The sequence below is a fragment of the Achromobacter seleniivolatilans genome (genome assembly GCF_030864005.1).
Classification (GTDB): Bacteria; Pseudomonadota; Gammaproteobacteria; order Burkholderiales; family Burkholderiaceae_B; genus Achromobacter; species Achromobacter seleniivolatilans.
Window position 1 is genome coordinate 1,030,647 of record NZ_CP132976.1, and the last position, 26,997, is coordinate 1,057,643.

At 63.5% G+C, this 26,997-nt stretch carries 25 protein-coding genes; 15 read left to right on the forward strand and 10 right to left on the reverse strand.

What is annotated here, in order from left to right; translation table 11 throughout:
- Window positions 1-3: 3 nt before the first annotated feature.
- Window positions 4-369 carry a group III truncated hemoglobin gene (locus RAS12_RS04545; RefSeq protein ID WP_306951301.1) on the reverse strand — a complete coding sequence of 122 codons (366 nt, stop codon included), beginning with the start codon at window positions 367-369 and terminating at the stop codon, window positions 4-6.
- 159 nt (window positions 370-528) lie between these two features.
- A complete protein-coding gene (locus RAS12_RS04550; RefSeq protein WP_306945552.1) occupies window positions 529-2,064 on the reverse strand; it encodes an MFS transporter in 1,536 nt (511 codons plus the stop codon).
- Window positions 2,065-2,244: 180 nt separating this feature from the next.
- On the opposite strand from RAS12_RS04550, the gene RAS12_RS04555 reads away from it, so the two are divergent.
- Window positions 2,245-3,129, forward strand: coding sequence for a LysR family transcriptional regulator (locus RAS12_RS04555; RefSeq protein WP_306945553.1), 885 nt, complete (start codon window positions 2,245-2,247; stop codon window positions 3,127-3,129).
- On the opposite strand, the gene RAS12_RS04560 is transcribed toward RAS12_RS04555, so the two are convergent.
- A complete protein-coding gene (locus RAS12_RS04560; RefSeq protein WP_306945556.1) occupies window positions 3,095-3,478 on the reverse strand; it encodes a winged helix-turn-helix transcriptional regulator in 384 nt (127 codons plus the stop codon). The genes RAS12_RS04555 and RAS12_RS04560 overlap by 35 nt on opposite strands.
- 96 nt (window positions 3,479-3,574) lie before the next feature.
- On the opposite strand from RAS12_RS04560, the gene RAS12_RS04565 reads away from it, so the two are divergent.
- From RAS12_RS04565 to RAS12_RS04620, 12 genes are all read left to right on the forward strand, one after another.
- Window positions 3,575-4,330, forward strand: coding sequence for an SDR family oxidoreductase (locus RAS12_RS04565; protein ID WP_306945558.1), 756 nt, complete (start codon window positions 3,575-3,577; stop codon window positions 4,328-4,330).
- A gap of 93 nt (window positions 4,331-4,423) precedes the next feature.
- Complete coding sequence (locus tag RAS12_RS04570) at window positions 4,424-5,014, forward strand: TetR/AcrR family transcriptional regulator (protein WP_306945561.1); 591 nt, start codon at window positions 4,424-4,426, stop codon at window positions 5,012-5,014.
- Window positions 5,014-5,523 (forward strand): PaaI family thioesterase, encoded by a 510-nt coding sequence (locus RAS12_RS04575; RefSeq protein WP_306945563.1) that lies wholly within the window; start codon window positions 5,014-5,016, stop codon window positions 5,521-5,523. Before RAS12_RS04570 ends, RAS12_RS04575 begins: the two co-directional genes overlap by 1 nt.
- Window positions 5,524-5,535: 12 nt before the next feature.
- Window positions 5,536-6,723 (forward strand): acetyl-CoA C-acyltransferase, encoded by a 1,188-nt coding sequence (locus tag RAS12_RS04580; RefSeq protein ID WP_306945565.1) that lies wholly within the window; start codon window positions 5,536-5,538, stop codon window positions 6,721-6,723.
- 61 nt (window positions 6,724-6,784) lie between these two features.
- Window positions 6,785-8,278: an amidase gene (locus RAS12_RS04585; RefSeq protein WP_306945566.1), complete on the forward strand. Its 1,494-nt coding sequence runs from the start codon at window positions 6,785-6,787 to the stop codon at window positions 8,276-8,278.
- 246 nt (window positions 8,279-8,524) lie between these two features.
- Window positions 8,525-10,144: a methyl-accepting chemotaxis protein gene (locus tag RAS12_RS04590; protein ID WP_306945568.1), complete on the forward strand. Its 1,620-nt coding sequence runs from the start codon at window positions 8,525-8,527 to the stop codon at window positions 10,142-10,144.
- Window positions 10,145-10,152: 8 nt separating this feature from the next.
- A complete protein-coding gene (locus RAS12_RS04595) occupies window positions 10,153-10,692 on the forward strand; it encodes a chemotaxis protein CheW (protein ID WP_306945569.1) in 540 nt (179 codons plus the stop codon).
- On the forward strand, window positions 10,689-11,993 hold the full coding sequence (locus tag RAS12_RS04600; RefSeq protein ID WP_306945571.1) for a CheR family methyltransferase: 1,305 nt from the start codon (window positions 10,689-10,691) through the stop codon (window positions 11,991-11,993). The genes RAS12_RS04595 and RAS12_RS04600 overlap by 4 nt, the downstream gene beginning before the upstream one ends.
- Window positions 11,986-12,648, forward strand: a complete 663-nt coding sequence (locus RAS12_RS04605) for a chemotaxis protein CheW (RefSeq protein ID WP_306945574.1) — start codon at window positions 11,986-11,988, stop codon at window positions 12,646-12,648. Before RAS12_RS04600 ends, RAS12_RS04605 begins: the two co-directional genes overlap by 8 nt.
- A complete protein-coding gene (locus RAS12_RS04610) occupies window positions 12,645-14,942 on the forward strand; it encodes a hybrid sensor histidine kinase/response regulator (RefSeq protein ID WP_306945575.1) in 2,298 nt (765 codons plus the stop codon). The genes RAS12_RS04605 and RAS12_RS04610 overlap by 4 nt, the downstream gene beginning before the upstream one ends.
- Window positions 14,939-15,949 carry a chemotaxis response regulator protein-glutamate methylesterase gene (locus tag RAS12_RS04615; protein ID WP_306945577.1) on the forward strand — a complete coding sequence of 337 codons (1,011 nt, stop codon included), beginning with the start codon at window positions 14,939-14,941 and terminating at the stop codon, window positions 15,947-15,949. Before RAS12_RS04610 ends, RAS12_RS04615 begins: the two co-directional genes overlap by 4 nt.
- A gap of 34 nt (window positions 15,950-15,983) precedes the next feature.
- On the forward strand, window positions 15,984-17,012 hold the full coding sequence (locus tag RAS12_RS04620) for a response regulator (RefSeq protein ID WP_306945579.1): 1,029 nt from the start codon (window positions 15,984-15,986) through the stop codon (window positions 17,010-17,012).
- A 52-nt stretch (window positions 17,013-17,064) separates the two neighbouring features.
- Here RAS12_RS04620 and RAS12_RS04625 read toward each other — a convergent pair whose 3' ends face one another.
- From RAS12_RS04625 to RAS12_RS04645, 5 genes are all read right to left on the reverse strand, one after another.
- The gene (locus RAS12_RS04625; RefSeq protein WP_306945581.1) at window positions 17,065-18,720 is read right to left on the reverse strand and encodes an ABC transporter permease; all 1,656 of its coding nucleotides are present in this window, start codon (window positions 18,718-18,720) and stop codon (window positions 17,065-17,067) included.
- Between the two features lie 41 nt (window positions 18,721-18,761).
- Window positions 18,762-19,736 carry an ABC transporter substrate-binding protein gene (locus RAS12_RS04630; protein ID WP_306945583.1) on the reverse strand — a complete coding sequence of 325 codons (975 nt, stop codon included), beginning with the start codon at window positions 19,734-19,736 and terminating at the stop codon, window positions 18,762-18,764.
- 1 nt (window position 19,737) lies between these two features.
- The gene (locus RAS12_RS04635) at window positions 19,738-20,448 is read right to left on the reverse strand and encodes an ABC transporter ATP-binding protein (RefSeq protein WP_306945586.1); all 711 of its coding nucleotides are present in this window, start codon (window positions 20,446-20,448) and stop codon (window positions 19,738-19,740) included.
- Complete coding sequence (locus RAS12_RS04640; protein WP_306945588.1) at window positions 20,445-21,563, reverse strand: porin; 1,119 nt, start codon at window positions 21,561-21,563, stop codon at window positions 20,445-20,447. Before RAS12_RS04640 ends, RAS12_RS04635 begins: the two co-directional genes overlap by 4 nt.
- A gap of 86 nt (window positions 21,564-21,649) precedes the next feature.
- Window positions 21,650-22,129 carry an Lrp/AsnC family transcriptional regulator gene (locus RAS12_RS04645; protein ID WP_306951303.1) on the reverse strand — a complete coding sequence of 160 codons (480 nt, stop codon included), beginning with the start codon at window positions 22,127-22,129 and terminating at the stop codon, window positions 21,650-21,652.
- 178 nt (window positions 22,130-22,307) lie between these two features.
- On the opposite strand from RAS12_RS04645, the gene RAS12_RS04650 reads away from it, so the two are divergent.
- Complete coding sequence (locus RAS12_RS04650) at window positions 22,308-23,591, forward strand: cystathionine gamma-synthase family protein (protein WP_306945590.1); 1,284 nt, start codon at window positions 22,308-22,310, stop codon at window positions 23,589-23,591.
- Between the two features lies 1 nt (window position 23,592).
- Here RAS12_RS04650 and RAS12_RS04655 read toward each other — a convergent pair whose 3' ends face one another.
- Window positions 23,593-25,113, reverse strand: a complete 1,521-nt coding sequence (locus RAS12_RS04655) for an MFS transporter (protein WP_306945592.1) — start codon at window positions 25,111-25,113, stop codon at window positions 23,593-23,595.
- Between the two features lie 179 nt (window positions 25,114-25,292).
- On the opposite strand from RAS12_RS04655, the gene RAS12_RS04660 reads away from it, so the two are divergent.
- The gene (locus tag RAS12_RS04660; protein ID WP_306945594.1) at window positions 25,293-26,213 is read left to right on the forward strand and encodes a LysR family transcriptional regulator; all 921 of its coding nucleotides are present in this window, start codon (window positions 25,293-25,295) and stop codon (window positions 26,211-26,213) included.
- Here the strand turns inward: RAS12_RS04660 and RAS12_RS04665 are convergent.
- Window positions 26,174-26,860 carry a GntR family transcriptional regulator gene (locus RAS12_RS04665; protein ID WP_306945596.1) on the reverse strand — a complete coding sequence of 229 codons (687 nt, stop codon included), beginning with the start codon at window positions 26,858-26,860 and terminating at the stop codon, window positions 26,174-26,176. The genes RAS12_RS04660 and RAS12_RS04665 overlap by 40 nt on opposite strands.
- Window positions 26,861-26,997 lie beyond the last annotated feature (137 nt).

Here is a 26,997-nt window from a genome sequence, read left to right on the forward strand (position 1 = left end):
TTGCTACGAGGCGGGCCGCAGTTCGGTCAGCGGCTGGCTGGGGTCGCGGCTAAGTTGATAGCCGTACCACAAGCTGCGCGCCATGCGTTTGGCCATTTCCTGCGCGGCGTCGCACAGGGCGCGGTTGGGCAGCGCGTCTGTGGTTTCCGTGAACAGCACCAGCCAGCGTTCAAACAGATCGGCGCGCAGATTGGGCATGGCGGCGTGCTTGGGCATGGGCATGCCCGCAAAGCGTCGCGTGCCCAGCAGCACGGCAGACCAGAAATCCGACAGCGTCGCCAGATGCTCGTCCCAATCGTGAATCATGCCGTTGAAGATGGGCCCCAGGGCCTCGTCGGCGCGGGCCTTGCCATAGAAGGTGTGCACCATTTCTGTAATTTCGGCTTCAGTGCAAAGGGCTTCGGTTGCGGTCAAGATCGTCTCCGGGCTGGGCAGATCGCGATCTTAGGGCGAGGGCGGACGCTTGCGGTTTGATCTGGCGCAAATGCTGCTGCGGAATCGCCACGGTTATCCCGGGCGCGCGGGATGTCAGGCAGGCGTGTGGGCGGGGGTGTCCGCGGTGGCCACGACGGGCGGCCGCCGGCCCAGCAGCGCGTAGATCGCAAACGCCGTCAGCAGCGCTATGCCCGCCAACGCATACAGCACATGAGCAAAGGCGTTGTCATAGCTTTGCTGCAATAGGCGGCCAGCACCTGGCAGCAGCGCGGCGGCTTCGCTCAGTTGTCCCAATGCGGCGCGGTTGGCGGCCATCAAGACGTCTATTCTGGAAGCGTCTGGGATTGCACTCGTCATGGCCGTCTGGATCAGCAAGGCCAGCAGCGCACTGACCATTGCGATGGCGACGCCATCTGCCGATACGCGCACTGTGTTGAAGATGCCTGTCGCCATGCCGACATTGCGCTTGTCCACGACGCTGACAGCCATCGCATCCATCAAGCCCCAAGGCACGCCGATGCCCACGCCGATCAGGCTCATGGGCAGCCACAGGCTTGTCGCGCCCGTGGCCATCACGCCGGCCAGCCAGACCAATCCGGCCGCGACCGCCAACAGGCCGGCTGCGGATAACACGCCCGGATTGAACCAGCGCGTCAGCATCGCCGCCAAGAAAGGCACGATCAGCAAGGGCGCGGCCAGCCCGATCATCATCTGTCCAGCTTCCAGCGCGCTATAGCCATCAATGCCGATAAAGCGGCCCGGCAGCATGGCGATCAGCACGATGAACAAGAACGCAGGGGACGCGGCCAGCACCTGAACGCCGACAAAGCGCGCATCGCGAAACAGGCTCAGGTCCAGCATGGGCTGCGCCACGCGACGTTCCACCTGAACGAAGACAATGGACAGAATGACGGACAAGATCAGCGCGCCGAGCACATGGCTGTCTGTCCAGCCGGCCTCTGGCGCCAGCAGCATGCCGTACGTAAACAGGCCCAGCGCGCCGGTGAAGCTGATCGCGCCCGGCCAGTCCAGGCGGCCTTGCGCACGCCCTGCCGTGGGGCGCACGCTGACAGCCACCATGACCAGACCCAGCACGCCGACCAGACCCGTAGCCAGAAATACCCACTCCCATCCAGAGGTGTCCACGATCCAGCCTGAAATCAAGGGTCCGAACGACAGGCCGATGCCAAACGTGGTGCCCAGCAGACTGAAGGCGCGCGTGCGCGCCACGCCATGAAACAAGGGCGCCAGCGAAGACATCGCGGCGGCAAATGCGGCCGCGCCGCCCATGCCCTGCATCAGCCGCAGGAAGTCGATCCAGCCCGTGGTGGGTACAAAGGGAATGACGAAGGTGGCCGCGCAAAACCAGACCAGCCCCAGCAGCCACACGCGGCGCGGGCCATAGATATCGGTCAGGCTGCCCGACACCATGATGACGCTGCCATAGGCCAAGATGTAGCCGTTCAACACCCAGTTCAGTTCCACCGGCGTGCCGCCCAGCGCGTGACTCAGAGCGGGCAGGACAACGGCAGGCCCGGTAAAGCAAAGCGGGATCAATAACGCGGTCAGACAGGCAGACAGCAGGTGCAGCCAGCGATGGCCAGGGGTAGGGGAGTCAGCGGTTTGCATCGGGAAAGTGCCAGTCAGTACGATCGGAGCCGCTGCGGCTATGAGCGCAACGGCGTAGTGGGGGCCACTGTAGGCGCTACGTAATAAAAGAAAAATAGGCTAGGATTCCGAAGATTGCGGACATTAATGTCCGTACTGTTTTTGCGTGCGCAAAGCACGCATTGCGAGTCGGGAGCAGTAATGGATAGCCTGAGCGGCATCAGTGTGTTTGTGCTGGTCGCGGAGACACGCAGTTTTTCCGAGGCGGGCCGGGTGCTTGGCGTGTCGCCGTCGGCAGTCGGTAAAAGCGTTGCGCGCATGGAAGAGCGCCTGAAAGTGCGTCTGTTTCATCGCAGCACGCGGCATATCGCGCTAACGTCTGAGGGCGAGAAATTCCTTGAACGCTGCCGCCGCATCCTGTGCGAGGTCGAGGCCGCGGAATTGGAATTGTCCGAAGCCTCGGACGCCCCGCATGGCAAGCTGCGAGTCAGCCTGCCACGCTACAGCGGCCTGTTTGAAACGGCAGTCGCCAGTTTTATGCGGCAGTACCCCGACGTGGAGCTGGATCTGGACTTCACGGATCGCATGGTCGATGTCATCGGTGAAGGGTACGACGCCGTCATCCGCACCGGCGAGATGGAAGACTCCGGTTTGAAGCGCCGGCGCCTTGGACCCTTTCGCCGCGTCCTGGCGGCGTCGCCCGCTTATCTGCAAGAGCACGGCAGCCCCAAGCGCGCGGCCGATCTGCTGCGCCACAGCTGCCTGCACTACCGCTATCCCAGCACCGGGCGGCTTGAAAAGTGGCCGTTGAAACTGGGCCCGGACGCGCAGGCGCCCGAGTTGCCGCTGACGCTGGTCTGCAACAGCGTCGAGATGCGCATTTTTCTGGCGTTGGACGGGCAGGGCATAGTTTGCTTGCCTGACTTCACGATCAGAAAAGAACTGGCCGCCGGCCAGTTGCAGATTGTGATGGATGACCGCATGCGCGGCGGCGGCACGATGTGGGCGCTATGGCCGGCCAGCCGCCACGCGTCGCCCAAGTTGCGGGTATTTATCGACCACCTGGCAAAGCATTTGTTTGCTTGATCGCGGCGCCGCCCTCGCGCAACTGCGTGGCGTGTTGCCGCATCCAGCCCGCCAGCGTATCCAGTGTGGGCTGTAGCGTGCGCCCCAGCGCCGTGATTTCATATTCCACGCGCGGCGGGACTTCGGCATAGACCTCCCGCCGGATCAGACCGCGTTCTTCAAACATGCGCAGTTGGCGCGTCAATTCCTTTTGCGTGATCGGCGCCACTGCCCGTTGCAGCGCGCTAAAGCGCACGGGTTCGCCGATGACGATCAGGCGGTACAGGATGGGAATGGCCCATTTACCCGAGATCAGGTTGACGAAGGCCACCATCGGGCAATCGGGATCAGGTGTGTCGGATAGGGTCATGGGTATGCAAGCCGGGGTTAAGTATCAAAAAGGTGCCTACTTCCGAAAGGATACTATCAGCCGCAGAATGGCGCTTTCACAGCGTGGGAGCGTTATATGGGCCGGTTACAGGGCAAGTACACATTGATCACGGGCGGAACCAGCGGCATCGGGCTGGAAACCGCGCGCCAATTTGCGGAAGAAGGGGCGGTCGTGGCGATTACGGGCCGTTCGGAGGCCGCCTTGGCGGCGGCGCAAGCCGAACTCGGCGCGGCGGTCTGGGTGCTGCAAAGCGATGCGGGAGACATTGCCGCGCAACGGAGTCTGGCGGCGCAACTGGCCCAACGCTGGCCGCGGCTGGATGCGCTGTATATCAATGCAGGCGATGTGACGCATCGGCCATTGGCAGACTGGGACGAATCGTCTTGGGACCGCCTGATGGGCGTCAATTTGAAGGGGCCGTTCTTTTTGGTGCAGGCGCTGCTGCCGCTGTTGTCGGAAGCCAGCGCGGCATCGGTGATTCTGTGCGGTTCGGTCAGCGCGCGCATCGGCCTGCCGCAAAGCAGCGCGTATGCCGCCAGCAAGGCAGGTTTGCTGTCGCTGGCCCGCACCCTGTCCGGCGAGTTCGCCGCGCGCGGCATCCGGTTCAACGGGCTGAGCCCCGGGCCGACGCAGACGGCGGCGCTGGGCAAGCTGGGTTTGCCCGCAGCCGAAGAAGAGGCGCTGCGTGAAGAGATCCGCCAACTGGTGCCGATAGGCCGGCTGGGCACGCCGTGGGAATTGGCCCGGGCGGCGGTCTTTCTGGCGTCGGACGAGTCGCGCTTTGCGGTGGGCACGGAGCTGCTGGTGGACGGCGGGGTCGGCAACCTGTAGGGCGGGCCCAGGGGCCGTATCCGCAAAAAAGCCGATTGTAGGATGATGGGCATCATATTAATATGACGCTCATCATCCTATGGCGAGCCGTTCATGCGATACGACACCGGGCACAAACAAAAGACGCGCGAGCGCATTCTGCATGTTGCGGCGCGCGAAGTGCGCACCGTCGGGCCGCAGCAGGTGGGTGTGGCGGCTGTGATGCAAGAGGCTGGCCTGACGCACGGCGGGTTCTACGCGCACTTTCCGTCCAAGGATGCGCTGGTGGCCGCGTCCATCGGCCATATGTTCGACGAGGCCCTGACGCTGGCCGCCAAGCGGATGCGCGGCGTCACGCCCGCTGCGGGCCTTGCGGCTTACCTGGATGCCTATCTGTCGACTGCCCATTGCAATGCGCGTGGCCGCGGCTGCCCGCTGGTGGCCTTGGCCGCGGACCTGCCACGCCTGCCCGAGGCCAGCCGCGAGGCATTTGCTGCGGGCCAACGCCGCTTGATACAGGCATTGGCGGCCGCGATGGAACAGGTGGGTTACGCCGAGCCGCAAGCGCTTGCGCAGTCTGTGCTGGCTGAACTGGCCGGCACCGTTTCCCTGGCCCGCTGCGAGACCGATGAGCAGCGGGTGAACGTGATGCTGGCGGATGCCCGTCGGCTCTTGAAGGCCCGTCTGGGCCTGGAGCAATCCTGATGACCTCTCAATCCGTTTCATCCGTTGTGCGCGAGCCCAGTCTGGTCGATGAGGCTGGCGCGGGCCTGGACGGCCTGGCGCAGTTGCGGGCCTTGATGGCATCCGGCCGCAAGCCCGGCATTCTGGTGTCGCTGGATTTTGATTTTGTGGAAGTTGAAGCGGGGCGCGCTGTATTTGCCGGCACCCCCGGGCCGCATGCCTACAACCCGATCGGCACCGTTCACGGCGGCTACGCCGCAACCCTGCTGGATTCCGCTTGCGGCTGCGCGGTGCATTCCCAGTTGTCCGCCGAGCAGGCCTATACAACGCTGGAGCTGAAGGTGGCTTATCACAAGGCGGTGACCCGTCACAGTGGTCTGCTGCGCGCTGAAGGGCGCGTGATGTCCTTGGGACAACGCGTGGCTTATGCCGAAGCCAAGCTGATTGACGCGCAGGGCCGCCTGCTGGCTTCCGCTACATCAACCCTGCTGGTGTTTGCCCGGCCGGCGTCTGCCGCGCCGGCTGCATGAAAGGATGAAACCATGATTGCCGATGACCCGATTGTGATTGTTTCCGCAGTACGCACGCCGCTAGGCCGTTTTTTGGGGGCGTTGTCGCCGGTGCCCGCCGCTGAACTGGGCGCAGTGGCGATACGCGCCGCTCTGGACCGCGGTGGCGTGCCCGCGGCTCGTGTGGATGAGGTATTGATGGGTTGCGTGCTGCCCGCCGGCCAGGGCCAAGCGCCCGCGCGCCAGGCCTTGCGGGGTGCCGGTGTGCCGGACGCCGTGGGCGCGACGACGATCAACAAAGTGTGCGGTTCCGGCATGAAAGCCGCGATGATCGCGCATGACCAGATTCTGGCTGGGGCCATTGATGTGGCGGTGGCGGGCGGCATGGAGTCGATGAGCAACGCGCCTTATCTGCTGAAGAAAGCGCGGTCGGGTTATCGGTTTGGCCATGAGCAGATTTTTGACCATTTGGCGCTGGACGGGCTGGAAGACGCCTACGAAGCCGGGCGCCCGATGGGCGACTTCGGGGAAAGCGCGGTCGAAGCCTATGGTTTTACGCGAGCCGACCAGGACGCATACGCAGCCGAAACGCTGCGGCGTGCCCGGCAGGCGGTGGAATCGGGAGCGTTTGCCGCCGAGATCGCGCCGGTGGATGTGCCCGCCAAGGGCGGGGCGGTCCGGGTGGATCAAGACGAAAACCCCTTGAAGGTATCGCCCGAAAAAATCCCCGCGCTGAAACCCGCATTCCGCGCCAACGGCACGATTACCGCCGCCAGCGCGTCTGCCAATGCGGATGGCGCGGCGGCCTTGGTGCTCGCGCGTGAATCTGTTGCGCGGCGCGAAGGCTGGCCCGTGCTGGCGCGCATTCACGGCCATGCGACGCACAGTCAGGAGCCGGCCTGGTACACCACGGCGCCCATCCCTGCGATCCGCAAGTTGCTGGACAAGGCGGGTTGGCAGGTGCAGGACGTGGACTTGTTCGAGATCAATGAGGCTTTTGCCGTCGTGGCCATGGCCGCCGCGAAGGATCTGGGCATAGCCCGGGAGCGGCTGAACGTCAACGGCGGCGCTTGCGCGCTGGGCCATCCTATCGGCGCGACAGGCGCGCGGCTGATCGTGACCCTGCTGCATGCGTTGCAGGCGCGAGGCCTTAAACGCGGTGTGGCGGCACTGTGTATTGGCGGCGGTGAGGCGACGGCGGTGGCGATCGAACGAGTCTGACAGGCTGCATGGCTCGGCGGCTTTGGGTAGTATTGCCGGCATATCCAAAGGAGACCGCCCCATGTCCACCGCAACGCCGGCCGCAGCCGCTCAGTTGAACGATATTGTCGCCATGCCCGCGCACGCGCTGTCTGACGCGATCCGCACGCGCCAGGTGTCCTGTGTTGACGTCATGACCGCCTACCTGGCGCATATCGACCAGACCAACCCCAAGGTCAACGCGATCGTTGCCCGCCGCGACAGCGGCGAATTGCTGCGCGAGGCCGGCGAACGTGACGCGCAATTGGCAGCGGGGCAGTGGCTGGGCTGGATGCACGGCATGCCGCAAGCGCCCAAGGATCTGACGGCGGTGCGCGGCATGGTGACCTCCATGGGGTCGCTCGTGCATAAGGACCTGGTTACGCCGCATGACTCGATCATGATCGAGCGGGTGCGCGCGTCAGGCGCCATCTTTATCGGCCGCAGCAACGTGCCGGAATTTGGTCTGGGATCTCACACCTATAACCGGGTGTACGGCACTACCGGCAACCCGTATGACCCCTCCAAGACCGCAGGCGGCAGCAGCGGCGGTGCGGCAGCTGCCTTGGCTGCCCGCATGTTGCCGGTGGCTGATGGCAGCGACTTCGGCGGCTCCCTGCGCAACCCGGCGGCGTTTTGCAACGTCTACGGCATGCGCCCTTCGGCGGGCCGCGTGCCCGCAGGGCCGTCGCCGGAGGTGTTTCTGAAACAGCTTGCCTACGAAGGGCCGATGGGCCGTTCGCCGCGCGACGTGGCGATGCTGCTGTCGGTGATGGCGGGCCACGACAAGCGCGCGCCGCTTTCCCTTTCAGACGACCCCGCAAGTTTCGCGCAGCCCTTGGATGCCGAATTGCGCGGCAAGCGCGTGGGTTGGCTCGGAGACTGGAATGGCTACCTGCCGATGGAACCGGGCATCCTGGACCTGTGTACGCAGGCGTTGGCCGATCTGGCGACGGTAGGGTGTGATGTGGCGGACTATCAGGTGCCTTTCTCGGGTGAACGCTTGTGGCGCATCTGGCTGGCCCACCGCCATTTGATGGTGGGCGGCCAATTCCATGCCCTGGTCCAAAACCCCGAGACGCGCCAACTCGTCAAACCCGCCTTGATCTGGGAGGTCGAGGGGCTGGAGGGCATGACGGCGCGCCAGGTGTACCAGGCTACCGAGGAGCGCAGCGCCTGGTATCAGACCGTGCTGCGCATGTTCGAAGACGTGGATTATCTGGCCGTGCCGTCGGCCCAGCTGTTTCCCTTTGATGCGGCGCTGGACTGGCCGCGCCAGATTGCCGGGCGTCCCATGGACACCTACCACCGCTGGATGGAAACCGTTACCCCCTGGACGCTGGCCGGCTGCCCGGTCATCAGCGTGCCGGTAGGCTTTGGCCCGCAGGGCTTGCCTATGGGGATGCAGCTGATCGGCCCGCCCCGGGCCGACCTGGCCGTGCTGCAACTGGCCCATGCCTACGATCAGGTGCGCGATTGGGTGCAGGCGCGCCCGCCGCAAACCCTGTGGCAGAGCGGCGCTTCGACGCAAATTTAAGGCGGCCGCTTACGGGAAAACACAAGTGCTTGTAAGCAAGCTTTGCGTTTTCCCCAACGAACAGCGCTAAGTTCTAGCCATTCTGCGGTTTTTCATCCCTGATTGGGCTAGCCTTTGCAATAATTAGAGATTATTCCCACATCCCGTAAAGGGCTGATGATGGGCGCGCGGTACGCCTGCGTCTCATCGTCCAGGGCCGTCCCTGTGGGGCGTAGACGAGTTGAACCCGTACAAAGGTCTCCCGGCATGAAGAATCTGACACTCCGCCAGCGCATCCTGGCCAGCTTTCTGGTCATCCTGGCCATCATGGCCCTGATGGTGGTGGTGGATTACCGGCGTCTGCTTCATATCGAGGAAGAGGTCGCCACGATCAATACCGATGCGGTGCCTGGCATCTACTACAGCACGTCGATACGTGCGGCGTGGTTTGCGGGTTTTGTGGTGGTGCAAGACGCTTTCAATAGCGACAACGAGCAAGAGCGCCGCACGGCCCTTGAAGCGCTGCCCCAGAACGATCAAATGCTGGCAGAGCATATCGAGCTGTACCGGCGCACCATCGCCCGTGGCGATGATCGCCAGTTGTTCGACGATTTCGAAAAAGATCTGCGGGATTACCGGCGCATCCGGGCGGATATTCTGGCTCCGGCGAATCTGGCCAATACTGCCCAGGCGCAGGCGCGCATCAAAGCCGAGCTGCGGCCGGCGTTCTACAAAGGCCGAGATCTGCTTGCCCGTATGGTGGCCGAGAACAAGAAGCAAGCCGATGAATCCGCCATCAGCATCCAGACGTCTGTCGATAAGGCCGAAGTGGGCATGCTTGTCTCGCTTGCCATGGCAATTTTTGCCTCCATCATCTGCGGCTTCCTGCTGCTGCGCGCCATCGTCAATCCGATGCGCGATATTGTCAAAACCCTGGCAGCCACTGGCGGCGGCGACCTGACCCGCCGTTTGGCACTGGCCCGCAAGGACGAATTCAACGCCATCGAAACCGGTTTTAACGGCATGGTTGATGAGCTGACCGGCTTGGTCGGCAAGACACAGCGTTCTGCTGTGCAAGTGGCGACGTCGGTGACGGAAATTGCCGCGACCTCCAAGCAGCAGCAGGCCACGGCATCCGAGGTGGCCGCCACCACGACCGAGATCGGCGCGACCTCGCGCGAAATTTCTGCCACCTCGCGCGAGCTGGTCCGCACGATGACGGAAGTGTCGGGTGCGGCCGAGCAGACCGCCGCGCTGGCCGGTAGCGGGCAGGTCGGATTGGCCCGCATGGAAGACACGATGCGCAACGTGGTGGGCGCAGCCGGTTCGGTCAATGCCAAATTGGCGATCCTGAACGAAAAGGCCGGCAACATCACGCAAGTGGTTACCACCATTACTAAAGTGGCGGATCAGACCAATCTGCTGTCGCTGAACGCGGCGATTGAAGCCGAGAAGGCGGGCGAGTATGGCCGCGGTTTTGTGGTCGTGGCCACCGAAATCCGCCGCCTGGCCGACCAGACCGCTGTTGCGACCTATGACATTGAACAGATGGTGCGCGAGATCCAGTCGTCGGTGTCCGCTGGCGTGATGGGCATGGACAAGTTCTCTGAAGAAGTGCGGCGCGGCATGGCGGACATGCAGCAGGTTGGCGACCAGTTGTCGCAGATCATCCAGCAAGTGCAGACGCTGGCGCCGCGCGTGCAAATGGTCAATGAAGGCATGCAAGCGCAGGCCACTGGCGCAGAACAAATCAATCAGGCATTGCAGCAACTAAGTGATGCCGCGCAGCAAACCGTGGAATCCTTGCGTCAATCCAGTCTGGCCATTGAAGAACTGACGCTGGTGGCCAACGACCTGCGTAGCGGCGTGTCACGCTTCAAAGTGTGAACGGCGCCATGGCGGAGCTTGCCCCCCAATTGCCCACGGCCGGCCCTGCCGCCGCAGGACGCCGGCTGTATCTGCTGTTTCGCATCGGCGACGACCGCTATGCGCTGGATGCGGGCGATGTGGTCGAGGTGCTGGGTTTGCGCGCGTTAAAGCAGGTGCCCGGCACGCCCGATTGGGTAGCTGGCATGCTGGACCGCCGTGGCGTGCCGGTGCCCGTTATCGACATGAGCGCACTGGCCGGCGCCGGGGCGGCGGTTACCGTTACCAGCACTCGCCTGGCGCTGGTTCGCTACCAGCCGGATTCGCTTGCGGACAGCCGTGTGCTGGGTTTGATTCTGGAACAGGCGACCGAAACCGTGCACTACGATCCGGCCGCATTCCAACCGTATGGACTGGACAACCCCGACGCCCGCTATCTGGGCCCAGTCCTGACGGATACCCGCGGCATGGTGCAAGCGGTGCGCGTCAATGACATGTTGCCCGCGTCCGTGCGAGTACTGTTGTTCCCACAGACGGCTGATGCCGCGAGCGGCGGAGGTCAAGCATGACGCTGGTCGACGATTTCAGTGCTGTGCTCAAGCGCAAGATCGGGCTGGATAGCGGATCTATCGGCAAGGCAGCCGTTGAACGCGCGGTGCGGCACCGCATGAATGCCGCGGGGGTAGAGGACGAGCATGACTACCTGATGCGCGTACAGACATCGTCCGCCGAAATGCAGCAGCTGATAGAAGCGGTAGTGGTGCCAGAGACGTGGTTCTTCCGCTATCCCGAGTCGCAAGCGGCGATGGCCGCGCTTGCGCGTGAACGTCTGTTTGCGGCGGGTGTGCCGCAAGACCGGGTGCTGCGCGTACTAAGCGTGCCGTCGTCCACGGGCGAAGAGCCTTACTCTATCGCCATGGCATTGTTGGACGCCGGGGTGCCTGCGCCGCGTTTCCATGTGGATGCGGTGGACATCAGTGAGCGCGTGATCGATTTTGCGCGGCATGCGGTGTTTGGGCGCAACTCTTTCCGTGGCGATGATCTGGCGTTTCGCGAGCGCCACTTCACCGAGAGCGCCGATGGTTATCAATTATCGGCGCTGGTGAAAGAGCGGGTCCGCTTCCGGCAGGGCAATCTGTTTGACTCCTATCTACTGCTGGGCGTGGCGCCCTACGATTTTGTCTTCTGCCGCAATCTGTTGATTTACTTTGATGCGCCCACTCAGGAGCGCGCGGTGCAGGTGCTGCGTCGCCATACGCGCGAAGATGGCGTGATATTCGTGGGGCCTGCGGAAACCAGCCTGCTTACCGCTCGCCGCCTGCCCGCCGTGCCCGCGGCCAGGTCATTCGCGTTTTTCGCGCAAGCCTTGCCAGCGCCCGCCGAACTGCCGGCGGTGTCCAAGCCCATCGTCCATGCCTGGACACCGCCCAGGCGGCCCGTCGCGCAGACGCCGGTGGCGCGCTTGCCAGTGCCGCATGCTGCCATTGCCCCCGCCACGCCGATTCAGGCGATGGCGCCAGCCCCGGCCGCTTCAAGCCTGCCTGCTTCAGCGCAGGCGTCTCAAGCGTCGTTGCGGCAGATCGAGACGCTGGCGGATCAGGGCCGCGTACAAGAAGCCTTGAACCAATGCCGTGCGTATATCGACATTCATGGGGCCAGCGCCGAGGCCTTGTATCTATCGGGTCTACTGCAAGACGCAGCGGGCGACGCCCGCCAGGCGCAAGCCGCCTATCGCAAGGCGCTGTACTTAGAGCCAGGCCATCGTGAAGCGCTGTTGCACCTGGCGGCATTGGTGGCTTCCGAGGGCGATCACGAAGGCGCTAGCCGCCTTCAGGCGCGTGCGGCGCGACAGGAGGCCAGACGTGAGTGAATCCCTGACACGGCTGTCCGACGTGGACGATTGCTGGAACCGCATCGGCATACGCGGCGACAAGAGCTGTGAACACTTGGCGGGGCATGTGCATTGCCGCAATTGTCCAACCTACGCCGACGCTGCCAAGCGCATTCTCGACCGCTTGCCTCCGCAGATGGACGTTTTGGACAGCGAACCCGCAGCGCGCGACGTGACCAATCTGTCGTCGTTGCTGGTGTTCCGGCTGAACCAGGAATGGCTGGGTTTGCCGACCCGGGCGCTGGACGAAGTGGCGCCAACGCGGGCCATTCTGTCGCTGCCTCATCGGCGTGACCCAGCGGTATTGGGCGTGACGAACGTGCGCGGCACTTTGACGGTGTGCGTGTCGCTGGCTCGCCTGTTGGGTCTGGGTGCGGGGCCGTCCGACACGCGCGACCGGCCAGCGGCGGCGCGCATGTTGATCTTTGGCGGTGCGGGGCGCGCGGTGGTGCTGCCCGTGGATGAGGTTGAGGGGATCGTGGCTGTAGACATGGGGGCGCTTGAACCGCTGCCCTCTACCGTGGACGGCGCAAGCCTTAAGTATTCGCGCGGCGTGGCGCGTTGCGGTGACCGCAGCGTGGGCGTATTGGACGAGAATTCGCTGATGCAAGCTTTGGAACGGAGTCTGGCGTGAACCCGGATGAGATGCGCGACGCCTCGCTTCTGGAATTGTTCCAGTTGGAAACCCGCACCCAGGTGCAGGTGCTGAACAACGGCTTGCTGGCGCTAGAGCATGACCCGACCTCGGCATCTCAGCTGGAAGCCTGCATGCGGGCTGCGCATTCGCTCAAGGGCGCGGCCCGGATCGTGGATCTGCATCCGGCAGTGCGCATCGCGCATGCCATGGAAGACTGCCTGGTCGCGGCGCAGGAAGGGCGCCTGCGCCTGCAGGCGACAGACATCGACGCCTTGCTGATGGGCACAGACCTGTTGCAACGCGTGGCCACGCCTGGGGCCGAGCTGGGCGGTGAAATCGACGACCTGGTTGCGCGCTTGAGCAACGCGCCCAATGCACCGCCAGCTGCGCCCGTAACGCCGCCGCGCGCGCCCCGGCCATCGGATTTCCTGCCGCCTATCCAGCGCTTTGAAGAACCGCCTGCCGCCGCGTCTGTCACCGCGCCCGCCGCCCCGCTGGCGTCACCGCTATCGCGCCGCAGCTCGGATCAGGGGATTGGCGAAGGCGAGCGCGTGTTGCGCGTCACGGCCGATACGCTGAACAAATTGCTGGGCCTGTCCAGCGAAACGCTGGTGGAATCGCACTGGATCGGGCCTTTCAGCGCGTCGATGCTGCGCCTGCGGCGCATGCAGTCTGGCGCTGCGCAGGCGCTGGACGGCGTGCGTGCTGCGCTGGCTGGGCAGCCGGTGGACGCGCGCACGCAGGCGGCTCTGGACGACGCGCAACGCATCGTCGAGCAATGCCAGCAGGAATTGACGCAGCGCACCAGCGAAGTCGATGAATTCGGCTGGCGCATGAGCCACTTGGCCCAGCGCCTGTACGACACCGCGCTGGCATGCCGCATGCGGCCGTTTGGGGATGGCGTGGGCGGCATGGCCCGCATGGTCCGCGATCTGGGGCGGTCCTTGGGCAAGCAGGTGCGTCTGGAAATCGAAGGCGATGCGACGCAGGTGGACCGCGACATTCTGGAAAAACTGGATGCCCCGCTGATGCACCTGCTGCGCAACGCGGTGGACCATGGCATTGAAATGCCGATGGACCGCATGGATGCCGGCAAGTCGCCCGAAGGTCTGATAAAACTTTCCGCACGCCACGCCGCAGGCATGTTGCTGATTGAATTGAGCGACGATGGCGCAGGCATTTCGCTGGACCGGCTTCGGATCGAAGTGGTCCAGCGCAAGTTGACCAACACCGAGACCGCTGCGCGCCTGAGCGAAACCGAATTGCTCGAGTTTCTGTTCCTGTCGGGTTTCAGCACCCGGGGCGAAGTCACCGAGATATCGGGACGCGGCGTGGGCCTGGATGTGGTGCAGACCATGGTGCGGCAATTGCGCGGCGCCGTGCGCATTCACCAGACAGCGGGGCAGGGCACGCGCTTTGTGTTGGAGATGCCCTTATCGCTGTCAGTCGTGCGCAGCCTGCTGGTGGAAGTGCAGGGCGAGATCTATGCGTTTCCGCTGGCCTATGTCAATCACGCTTTGCAGGTGGGCTGGGACGAAATCGAACAGCTTGAAGGGCATCAGCATTTCCGCTTTATGGACCGGCAGATCGGCCTGGTGTCGGCCCGCCAGATATTGCGCGGCAGTGAGCCCGCGCCCGCCGCGGAATCGGTGGCCGTGGTGGTCGTGGGCGACCACGACAAGCTCTACGGTATTGCCGTGGACCGCTACGTGGGGGAGCGCACGCTGGTCGTGCAGCCGCTGGATACCCGGCTGGGCAAGGTGCAGGATGTGATGGCGGGGTCCTTGATGGATGATGGCACGCCGTTATTGATTCTGGACGTCGAAGACATGCTGTTGTCGGTCCAGAAGCTTATTGAAGGCGGCCGGCTGACCCGCGTGGACGGAGGCGGTCCGGTGGTTCAGGCGCGCCGCCGCAAGCGCGTGCTGGTGGTTGACGACTCGTTGACGGTGCGCGAGCTGGAACGCAAGCTGTTGCTGAATCGCGGGTTTGAGGTTGCCGTGGCAGTGGACGGGATGGACGGCTGGAACATGCTGCGCAATGAGGACTTCGACCTGGTTGTGACCGACGTGGACATGCCCCGCATGGACGGTATTGAGCTTGTGTCGCGCATCAAGGCAGATCCGCGCTTGCAAAGCCTGCCGGTAATGGTAGTGTCGTACAAAGACCGCGAGGAAGACCGGCGCCGTGGGCTGGACGCAGGCGCCGACTACTATCTGGCTAAGGGCAGCTTCCATGATGATGCGCTGCTTGATGCCGTGGAAGATCTGATCGGAAAGGCACTGACGTGAGAATCGGGATCGTCAACGATCTGCAAATAGCTGTTGAGACCCTGCGGCGCGCCATCGCGCTGGAACCGGGCCTGGAAGTGGCGTGGGTGGCGTCCAACGGCGAAGAGGCGGTAGCGCAATGCGCGCGTGACCGGCCAGATGTGGTGCTGATGGACTTGATCATGCCCATCATGGATGGGGTGGAAGCCACACGCCGCATCATGGCGGAAACGCCGTGCGCGGTCGTCGTGGTGACCGCCGACGTGGCGCGGCACACATCACGCGTTTTCGATGCCATGGGCCATGGCGCGCTGGATGCCGTGGACACGCCCGTTGTGGGCGGGTCGGACATGCGCAGCGCCGCGGCGCCGCTCTTGCGCAAGATCCGCAATATCGGCTGGCTGATCGGGCGCTACGGCAATCGTCCCGCCTTGACCCCTGTGGCCAAGCCAGCCCCCAATCGGGATGCACAGCGTCTGCTGGTCATTGGCGCTTCCGCCGGTGGGCCGGCCACGCTGGCGCAATTGCTGCGCGACCTGCCAGAGAACTTTCCGGCAGGTATTGTGCTGGTGCAGCACGTGGACGCATCGTTTGCCGCGGGTATGGCGGACTGGCTGAACGACCAGGTGACGCTGCCCGTCAGATTGGTGCGCGAAGGTGAACGTCCTTTGCCGGGGCAGATTCTGCTGGCAGGCACGGACGACCATCTGCATTTGCTTGCCGATGGTACGCTGCGCTACACCCAAGATCCCAAAGAAAGCTTGTACCGGCCTTCTATCGATGTGTTTTTCCATAGCGTGGCGCAGCATTGGCGCGGCACGGCGGTAGGCGTGCTGCTGACCGGCATGGGGCAAGACGGCGCACGCGGATTGAAGGCCTTGCGCGAACGCGGATGTCTGACCATCGCGCAGGATCAGGCCACCAGCGCCGTCTACGGCATGCCCAAGGCGGCTGCCGCCTTGCAGGCGGCCGTGGAAATCAGACCCCTAGACCAAATTGCTTCCCGCTTGATCCAGGCTTTTGCCTGAGCGGCTGGATATTGCCAGACATCAAGGAAATACTATGCACCCTCCCATTGACAGCTCGGTCTCGGCGGATTTGAATTCGCACGCGGCCATGGTGTTGCTGGTCGACGACCAGGTGATGGTCGGAGAGGCCATCAGACGCGCCCTGGCCACGGAGGGCAACATTGATTTCCACTATTGCTCAGACCCGTACAAGGCCCTGACGGTGGCAATCCAGACGCGTCCCACCGTGATTTTGCAAGACTTGGTGCTGCCGGGCGTGGATGGACTGAGCCTCGTGCAGGAATACCGCAACCACCCCGTCACGCGTGATATCCCGATCATCGTCCTGTCGACCAAGGAAGATCCCGCGATCAAGGTCGCCGCCTTTGCGGCAGGGGCAAACGACTATCTGGTGAAGCTGCCGGACGCCATCGAGCTGGTGGCGCGCATCCGCTACCACTCGCGCTCCTATCTGGCGCTGGTGCAACGCGACGAAGCCTATCAAGCGCTGCGTCAAAGCCAGCAGCAGTTGCTCGAAAGCAATATGGAATTGCGCCGCCTGACGAATTCAGACGGTCTGACGGGTCTGGGCAACCGCCGTTATTTCGATGAATACCTGAACGCCGAATGGCAGCGCGCGCGGCGTGATGGCCGCGAGATCAGCATGCTGATGATCGACGTGGACCATTTCAAATCCTATAACGATACGTATGGGCACATCGCGGGCGACGAAGCGCTGAAGCGCGTTGCCAATACGATTTTTTCCAGTTGCGACCGGTCTACCGATCTGGCCGCCCGTTTTGGCGGTGAGGAGTTTGCGTTGGTGCTGCCCGGCACCCCGGCAGGCAGCGCGCGACTGGCTGCTGAAAAACTGCGCCGCGCCGTCGAAGCCATGCAGATTCCGCAAAAAGATATGGGCGCGGGCCCTTGGCTGACCGTCAGCATTGGAACGGCCACGGCGATTCCGACCGAGAACCAGCTCTGCACCGATCTGATTCAAGTTGCCGATCGGGGCCTGTATCAGGCCAAGCGGCAAGGACGCAATCGCGTCGTACCGGGCCAGATGCAGGATTTGAAAGCTTGAAACAAAGGCCAGCGCGGTAAAGCGCTGGCCTTTGTTTTTGCCGCCTGCTGCGTTAGGCCGTTTGGCGCCGCCGCAAGAGGGTGGCGGCCAGCATCAGCGTCAGGCTGACAGCAACCGCCACGGCAGCCATCGCCATGCCTTCGCCCACCGACCCCTGTTCAAACTGCCGCCATACGTAGATGGACACAGTTTGCACGCCTGCGGGCGCCAGCAGCAGGGACGTTACCAGCTCGCGCGATGCAACGGCAAACACCATCAGCATCGCCGCCGCCAGCCCCGGCAGCACCAGCGGCAGGACAATGCGGCGCAATGCGCGGGCGGCGCTGGCGCCGTGTACGCGCGCGGCGGCTTCCAGGTTGGCGCCGATTTGCGATAGCGCCGCGCTGACGTAGCGCACCGGATAGGGCAGCAGCAGGCAGGTGTAGGACAGCAGCAAGATGCCCCAGGTGCCGTAAGGCGTGGCGGGCCAGAAAGGCTGATTCCACGCCAGGATCAAACCCACGCCGACCACCACGCCCGGCAACGCTGCGGGCAGCAAGGCCAGACCGTCGATGACGGCCGCGCCGGGCACATGGCGTCCCGCCACGCACCACGCCGCCAGCAAACCCACGGCGCCCGCCAGCAAGGCCGTGCCGGTGGCCAGCGCCAAGCTGGTCGACAGCGCTTCCCACGCTTCGCCACGCGCATCGAACAGGGCGGCGAAGTTGGCCAGCGTCAGGTTGCTTGGCGACAAGCCGGCGGACACATGCCGCGTGAATGCAGCGGCCAGCATGGATGCCAGCGGCGCTGCCACCGCAATCAACGCGACAGCGCCGAATAGCAGCGCGACCGGCAGCCGCCATGCGCCCAGCTTGCCAGGCGCCAATGGCGCAGGTTTGCCTGTAGTGGTTTCAAAACCTCGCCCCGCCAGGACGGCGCGCTGAATCGCGTAGGCGGTCAAGGCAAGTGCAACCAGCACCAATGACAGCAGGGCAGCGCCCGGCAAGTCGATGGGCCAGTCCGCCAGACGGCGTTCGATGGCGGTTGTCAGCACGGCAACGCCGGCCTGCGACCCCAGGGCGGCAGGCACGCCGTATTCCTCGATTGCCAACGTAAATGCCAGCAGCAAGCTGGCCGCGATGGCGGGCAAGGCCAGCGGCAAGGTCACGCGCAGGAAGGCGCGCCACGGGCCCGCGCCGAACACGCGGGCCACGTCTGCCATTCTTGCGCCGGTGGCCGCCATACTGCGTGACACCGCAAAGTAGACCACCGGAAAGATCGCCAGCCCCATCGCCAGCGTGACGCCAGCGGGTGAGAACAGCAACGGTCCCAGGTTGAAACCCGCTACCTGTTCCAGATAACCGCGGGGCTGTAGCGCCATGGTCCAGGACAAGGCGGCAATGTACGGCGGCAGCAGAAAGGGCACCAGAAACAGCGCGTCCCACAGTCGCGCCAGCGGCACCTTAAATAGCCCGCGCAAGGCGCCCAGCGGAATCCCGATCGCGGCGCTGACGGCGGCCACGCCCAGGCCCAGTTTCAAGGTTCCTCCCACCAGCGTCAGCGTGGCGGTGTTGGCCAACGTGGCGGACCAAGCGCCGAATGGGTTCTGCAACGATCCTTCGGCCAGATGGGGAAATACGGCCTGCAGGGCGACAAAAATCATGGGCAGCGCGACGAGCACGCCCAGGGCGGCCAAGGTGGCGCCCGCCAGAATGAATAGGCTTTTCATGGAAGGGGAAAGGATGCCGGGCGGGCCGGCATCCCAGCCTGTCAGTGTTGGCCGAACACGCGGCCAAAGCGGGTCAGCACGTCCGCGCGCGAGGCCGAGGACACGCTGGTTTCCGGCAGCAGGGCCAGATCTTTGAACAGCGGACGTTTGGCCGCCACGTCTTGGCGGGCGGGCATCAGCCAGGCATCGGCTACAGCACGCTGGCCGTCTTCGGACAAGACATAGTCGATGAACTTGCGGGCCTCGTCGGCCTGGCGCGCGGTTTTCAGAATCATCATGGGGCGCGGCGCAATGGCTGTGCCGCTGGACGGGAAAATGACCTTGATCGATTCGCCCTTTTCGACGCTGGCGTAGGACACATAATCGACCGCGCCGAACACTGCGGCCTTGGCGCCTTGCAACACGGGCGTCAAGGCTTGTGCGTTGGGGCCGGAGATGGTCATGCCGTTGTCACGCAGGGTCTCGAAGAGCTTCCAGGCCGCGTCGCCCTGGGCGTTCTGCAGGCCCAGCAGCAAATCCAAGGACGCGCCAGACAGCGCCGGGTCCGGCATGGTGACGACTTGCTTGAACTGAGGGCCGGTCAGGTCAGCCCAGTCGCGGGGTTCCGGTGTGCCGCTCTGGGTGTTCCAGACGATGCCGAGCGCGGAAATGCCTTGCGCGACATAGGTGGGCGCCTTGAAACGGGCAGGAACCTGGGCGGCGTTGGGGCTTTCATAAGGCATCAGCCAGCCGCGCTGATCCAGGTCTTGGGCGGTGTCCCAAGACGCGGAGATCAGGATGTCGGCACGCGGGTTGGCCGCTTCGGCCTCCAGCCGCGCCATGACTTTACCCGTGGTGGCCTGAAAGACGTCCACCTTGATGCCGGTCTTCTCGTGGAAGCCAGCCGCCAGTTGTTTGATCAGGCCGCCGGGACCGGCGGTGTAAACGGTCAGCGCCTTGGCCTGGCCCGAGGCCAATCCGAACGTAAGCGTCATAAAGAGCGTAGCAAGTAGTTTGGAAGAGGGTGCGTATGTCATTTTATGCAGTGTCCTTGTTGGTGGCCACGAGATCGGCGATACGGCCGTGCGACATGCGGGCAATGGTGTGTGCCAAGGCATGGGCTTCTTCGTGGTCATGCGTGACGTAGACGGCGGTGGTGCCCAGCCGGCGCAGCAGCGCGCCGATCTCGATGCACAGCGATTCGCGCAGCGTCCGGTCCAGATTGGATAGGGGTTCATCAAACAGCAGCACGCGCGGTCGGGCGACGATGGCGCGGGCCAGCGCAACGCGCTGTTGCTGCCCGCCAGACAGCTCGCTGGGGCGGCGGGCTGCGTGTTCATGCAGGCCGACCAGCGCCAGTGCGTCTTGCACCATCGCTGGCCGCGCCTTGCGTGCCACGCCCCGCATTTCCAGCGGAAAACTGACGTTCTGCGCCACACTCATGTGCGGCCACAGCGCGTAGTCCTGAAAGACCATGCCCAGTCCGCGGCGCTCGGGCGGCTCGTGCAGCCGGGCGTCGCAGACCGTTGCGCCGTCAAACTGGATGTCGCCGTGTTGCGGCCGCAGCAGGCCGGCCAAGGCCTTGAGCAGCGTGCTTTTGCCGCAGCCCGATGGACCCAGCAGCGCCAGGACCGTGCCCGCAGGCACGTCCAGGTCCACGCCGTCCAGCACCGTATGGCCGTTGAAAGCATGCCGCAGGCCGCGCACGGTGATGCCCGTGCGGCTGGTGTCGGGGGTGTGCGCGATCAAAACCGGTGCCGCAGGCCGAGGTTCAGGCCGAACTGATTCTTGCCCGGTTCGACATTCGCGCCGTACTTGCCGCCCAGCAGGCTCAAGGACGATTTGTCGTCGTTCATGGCGTAGGCAGCGACGGCGTACAAGGTCGTACGCTTGGACAGGTCGTACTCATTGCCCAGCACGAACATGGTCGACTTTTGACCGGAACCCGCGGCTTGCACGGCCGGGCAGACGCTGTTGTTCATGTCGTCGCAGGTGGCGTCGTCCAGGTGATAAACGGCGGCCGACAAGCGCATATTGGCCTGCGGCTTGTAGGTCGCGCCCAGCCAGGTCATGTTGTTTTTGTAGTTGCGCTGCGTCAGCTTCTGCTCCAGCCAACGGTAGCCGGCATAGACCTTGAAGCCGTCGAAGTCATAAGAAACTCCGGCCACGATGCGGTCTTCTCGGTTGTCGCTGGTGGCGCCCGCTTTGGGCTTGTCGGCGTTCTTGGAGTGGTAGAGCAGACCCGCGTCAAGGCCGCCCGATTGGTAGCGCAGGCCGCCGCCGATCATGCGGCCCAGCGTCTTGTCGCTGAATGACTGTTCGTTGTTCCAGCCAAAGCTGTAGTAGCCGCCAATGGATACGGGACCGAGCTTGCCGACGTACATCACCGCGTTGTCGGTGCGGTCGGAGAATGCGGCGTCAGGGCGCTTGATGGAGAAATTGGCGTTGTCGAACGGGTTGTACTTGCTCATCCATTCGATCATCAGCGTGTTGTGGCGGCCCAGCGTCAGGCGGCCCCAGGTCTTGCTGGACAGGCCCACATAGGCTTGGCGGCCGAACAGGCGGTCGCCTTGCAGGGTTTTGCCGTTGTCCGAGTCAAAGCCGTTTTCCAGCACGAAGATGGCGGAGGCGCCGTCGCCCAGGTCTTCGGAACCCTTCAAACCCCAGCGCGAACCGCTCAGGTTGCCGGTGCTCATGCCAGTTTTGCTGGCGCCATCTGGACCGTTGTTGACGTATTGCAGGCCGGTGTCGATCAGCCCATACAGCTGAACCGAGGTGGCGGTGGCGGCTTGCGCTTGCGCGGTGGCCAGGGATAAGACGGACAGGCAGGCGCCAGCCGCCGCAATGCGGAGAGTCGATTTCATAATGGAAGTCCTCTTTGGGATTCAATCGGAATCGACACTCTAGGGACGTGTTGCTACACGTCGATGACACGCGCGCGGCAGCGGGATTACAGATGCAGCTTGGTGGAGGACTTCACTTCGTGCATGGACAGCGTACTGAGCAGCTCTTTTACGCCGGGCAGGGTGCGTAGCCGGTTGCGCACGAATTCAGAGTACGCATCGAAGTCGCGGGCCATGATGTGCAGCAGGTAATCATGCTGGCCTGTGGTGTTGTGGCAGGCCAGAACTTCCGGCATGGCAAGCACGCTGGCTTCAAAGGCGTGGCAGGTTTTCTCGGTGTGATTTTCAAGTGAGATGCTCACAAAGGCCACGACGCCCATCCCTAAGGCGCGGCGGTCCAGGATGGCCTGGTAGCCGCGAATGACGCCTGTGGTCTCTAGCCGCTTTAACCGCTTCCAGCATGGGGACGCCGACAGCGAAACACGTTCAGCCAGCTCTGCGTTGCTCAGACGCCCATCTTCTTGAAGGATTTTCATAATCTTCCAATCGATTGCGTCAAGTTGATGTAACAAGGCAGTGTCTTTCATTAATTTGTTCTGTAGGGAAATAATGTTTCCCATTATCGCGGTCTCTTGATTGAAATGGAAAGAAAATTGGCGTGGCCCGCGCCCATACTGCAATACATCCCGCAGCGGCCAGCGCTATTGTCTTTGCATGCATGACGCGCCTGCCCGGTCGGCTGGATCACCAGAAAAGAGGCCTCCCATGACTTATTCGACCTATCACAAGAAAGATATTTTTGGCCGTCCGCTGCATGCGGAAACGCAGATGATGTCCTATGGCTACGATCCTTTCCTGTCGGAAGGCGCGGTCAAGCCGCCTGTTTTTCTGACGTCCACCTTTGCGTTCCGATCGGCCGAGGACGGCGCCGCTTTTTTTGATCTGGTATCCGGCCGCAAGCCCTTGCCGCAGGGCGAATCGGCGGGCTTGGTGTACAGCCGCTTCAATCACCCCAATCTGGAAATCGTGGAAGACCGGCTGTCGCTGCTGGACGGCTCGGAAGCCGCCGCAGTGACGTCCAGCGGCATGTCTGCGATCAGTTCGGTGCTGATGGCGTTCTTGCGCCCGGGTGATCAGTTGGTGCAGTCCGTGCCTTTGTATGGCGGCACCGAGACCTTGATTGCCAAGATTTTTCCGGAGTGGGGCATAGGCTCGCATCCGATCCATGACGGCTTGTCGCCGAAAAGCATGCGCGACGCGCTGGAAGCGGCTGCGGCCAAGGGCGCGGTGCGCGTGTTTTATGTGGAAACGCCCGCGAATCCCACCAACGCGCTGTTCGATTTCGAAGGCATGAAAAACGAGATCGACGCGTTTGAAACGCGTCATGGCTACCGGCCGATTTCGGTGTGCGACAACACGCTGCTGGGGCCGATCTTTCAGAAGCCCGCCGAACATGGCGTGGATCTGTGTGTCTATTCGCTGACCAAGTACGTGGGCGGCCACAGTGATCTGGTGGCCGGCGCGGTCACGGGCAGCAAAGAACTCATTAAGAAAGTGCGCGCGATACGCAGCGCCTTCGGTTCGCAACTGGACCCGCATTCGTGCTGGATGATTACGCGGTCGATGGAAACGGTGGTGCTGCGCATGAAGCAGGCCGCGCGCACGGCGACCAAGGTTGCGCAATGGCTGGCAGGTAATTCACACGAGAAAGTGCAGATCTTCCATCCCGAAACGATCGCCGATCGCACGTACCAAGAGGTCTACAAGCGGCAATGTACCGGCCCGGGTTCGACCTTTGCCTTTGTGCTGGAAGGCGGCCGCCCGCGCGCCTTCCGCTTTATCAACGCGCTGCATCTGTTCAAGTCGGCGGTCAGCCTGGGCGGCACGGAATCGCTGGTTTGCCATCCCGCGTCCACCACCCATTCAGGCGTGCCCGCGGCGGATCGGGATGCGGCAGGCGTGTCGGAAGGGCTTATCCGGATTTCCATCGGGCTTGAACACGAGGAAGACCTGATCGCCGATATGGACAACGCCTTTCGCACCAGCTGATTTACATGGCGTGCGCCGCCCGGCGCGCGCGGTTCAACAGCACAAAGGCAGCCGTGGCCAGCAGCATGACCGTCGCGGTGGCGATCACCGCGGCGTAGCCCGCGTCAAAAGCTGTTTTGGCCAGGTGGGTCAACGTGGATGCCATGTCCGCCGACAGGCCCTCGGCCACGATGAGGGCTTCGTCCAGGCTGTCGCGGGCCATGGCGGCTTGCGGCACGCCGTCAGGGACGGTCAGCGATTGCGCGTAGACCCCAGACAGAATCGACCCCATCAGCGTAACGCCCAAGGCGCCGCCCAGCTCGTACGACACCTCTTCAATGGATGCCGCCATGCCGGCGCGTTCGGGCGAGGCGCTTTGCATGATGGTGCTGGATGCCGCTGTCATGGTGGCGCCGATGCCTACGCCCAGCACACTCAGGCTGATCATCTGCGGCAGGATGGCCGCGTCATAACTCAGCAAGTAGCCGCCCATGCCGGCGCCCGACACCAGCAGCGATAGAACCAGCAACCGCTTGCCGCTGATGCGCCCCAGCATCCAGCCCGCCAGCGGACCAGCCACAAAGGCGGCCAGCGGCAAGGGCAGGATGAACAACGCTGCCTGGATTGGCGACATGCCCAGCACCAATTGCAGCCGTTGGCTGAACACCAGTTCCATGCCGAACAGGGCGGCTGCCGCGAATAGCGCGGAAGCGACTGCCGAGCTGAACGCGGTGTTGCGGAAAATGGCGAAGTCGATCAACGGGTGCGCACGGCCGCGCTGGCGGCGTACAAAGATGGCCAGCATCGCCACGCCCGCCACGCAAGCAAGACCCGCATGCAGCCACGATGTGGATGCCTTGCCCAGTTCTTTGAGCGCGTAGGCGCACAAAATCAATCCGGCCATGACTTGCAGCGAACCGGTCAGGTCCCACGGGCGCGAGGCATCCGGACGGCTGGCGGGAATAAAGCGCCAGGCCAAGGGCAGCGCCAGCAAGACGATGGGCACGTTGATCAGAAATACCGAGCCCCACCAGAAATGCTCCAGCAATATGCCGCCGACGACCGGCCCAAGCGCCGCGCCGCCCGAGGCGACCGAGGCCCAGATGCCTATGGCGACGGCGCGTTCGCGTTCGTTGGCGAAGGTCAGGCGGATGATGGACAAGGTGGCGGGCATCATCATGGCGGCCCCCACCGCCAGCAACACGCGGGCCGCGATCAGAATGGCGGCGTCCGGCGAATAGGCGGCGGCAAGTGATGCCACGCCAAAGACCGCCAGGCCCATCATGAACAGCCGCTTGTGGCCCAAACGGTCGCCCAGCGTGCCCATGCCCAGCAACAGGCCGGATACGACCAGCGCGTACACATTCACAATCCACAATTTTGCGGACGCCGTGACGCCCAGTTCATGCGTGAGGCGGGGCAGTGCTGTGTACAGCACGGTCATGTCGACAACGATCAACAACAAGGCGACGGACACAATGGCCAGCACCAGCCAGCGGCCCGATTTGGGCGCGGCGACAGCGTTTGAATGAATCCGCTGCATAGTTCTACTCCTGAAAATGTCTGGCATTCAAGCTGGCGCCAGGGCGATTGCCGGGCCGGGTAAGAAAGGCGCTTGAACGTCAGGCGTGGCATTATCTATCTATATATTTGCCATATAAAGTTTGATTCCATCTATAAAATAGATGGATAAAACACCGCTTGGTTTGGATGGAGTCCCATATGCAATGGACCTTGGATCAGCTTCGGCAATTTGTCGCCGCAGCCGACGCGGGCTCGTTTTCGGCCGCCGCCCGTCAGTTGGGCCGCGCGCAGTCCGCCGTCAGCACATCCGTGGGGCTGTTGGAAGCGGATCTGGGCGTGGAGTTGTTCGACAGGTCGCGCCGCAACGCCACGCTGACCCCTGCAGGCGAAGTGATGCTGCAAGAAGCACGCGAGCTATTACGCCAGGCCGGTGGCTTGAACCAGCGCGCCTTATCGTTTGCCGGCGGGCAGGACGCCCGGCTGTCGATTGCGCTAGATGAAGCCCTGCCGTATCTGGTGCTGGGCGCTTTGGTGAGCGAATTAGCCGGCCGCTTTCCGGCGCTGGAACTGACCCAGCTGAACGGCACGGCAACGGAAGTCGCCGATTATGTGCAGCAGGGGCGGGCCAGAATCGCCTTTCACTTTGACCGGGGTGAACCCGGCAGCGCCTTCGCGCACCGTTATCTGGGCAACGTGGCGCAAGGTATTTTTGTGGCGGCGGCGCACCCGCTGGCGAAGTTGCCGGAGGTGACGCGCAAGGACCTGGCACGCTACCGGCAACTGGTCATGCAGATGGACGGGGTGGACGATGTGGTGTTGAGTCCCACGGTGTGGCGCACCGACAGCTTCTACAGCATTGCGGGTATGGTGGCGGACGGCTTGGGCTGGGCGATTCTGCCGCTGAACATTGCCGAATACGAAAGCTTTCGCACCGCGCTTACGCGGGTGCCGTGCGCGGGCCTGTCTTTGCCCATGCTTTCCGTGCGAACGCTGTGGCTGCAAGGCGCCACGTTGAGCGGGACGGAGCTATGGTTGCAGCAGCGCATGGAGCAGCTGCTGCGGGCGGGGGCGTTGCCGGATCAGCTGAGCAGCGCGGTGACCAGATCGCCGCCCGCCTGAGCATCATCCGTGAAATTCAGCGCCGTTTGCACGTGTTCCAGGTGCTCGTCCATCAGCGCGCAAGCGCGGTCGGTGTCGCCCGCGCGGGCAGCTTCGATGAATGCGTGATGCTCCTGCGATGAGCAACTGGCGTCGTGCGAGCTTTGATACAGCACGGTGATTACGGCGCTGCGAGCAGACAGTTCGCGCAGCATGCCCGTCAGGACCGAATTCCCCACGGCTTCCGCCAGCAGGATATGGAAGTGTCCCAGCAGATGATTGCGCGTCTGCACGTCGCCGCTTTCCAGCGCGCGGCGCTCGTCAGCCAGATGGGCGTCAATCCGGCGGTAGTCGGCGTGGGTGGCGCGCGCCACGAATTCCTTGGCCAGCGCGGCTTCCAGAATGCGGCGCACCGTATAGACCTCGCGGGCCTCGTTGGCGTCGGGTTTGCTGACAAATGCGCCCTTGTCGGGAACGATATTGATCAGCTTGTCCTTGGACAGCATCAAGAGCGCCGCACGGATCTTGGTGCGGCTGACCTTGTACACCCGAGCCAGGGCTTCTTCACGCAGCCGGGTGCCCGGCGGAAGCTTGTGCGCCACGATAGCGGCTGCCACTTCCTTGGCAATGTCATCGGCGCTGGGGTCTGGCTGTACTTCCTGGGTCATGGGACGCGGCAACGGCTGCCGGAGGGGAAAAAACCATCGGGCAGTCAGTCTAGCAAAAAGCCGAACAGGAAAGACAAACATTTTTTGAATACAAAACAGGTATTCAAATTGCTCGCTGGCCGATTGTCCGGCTTTCG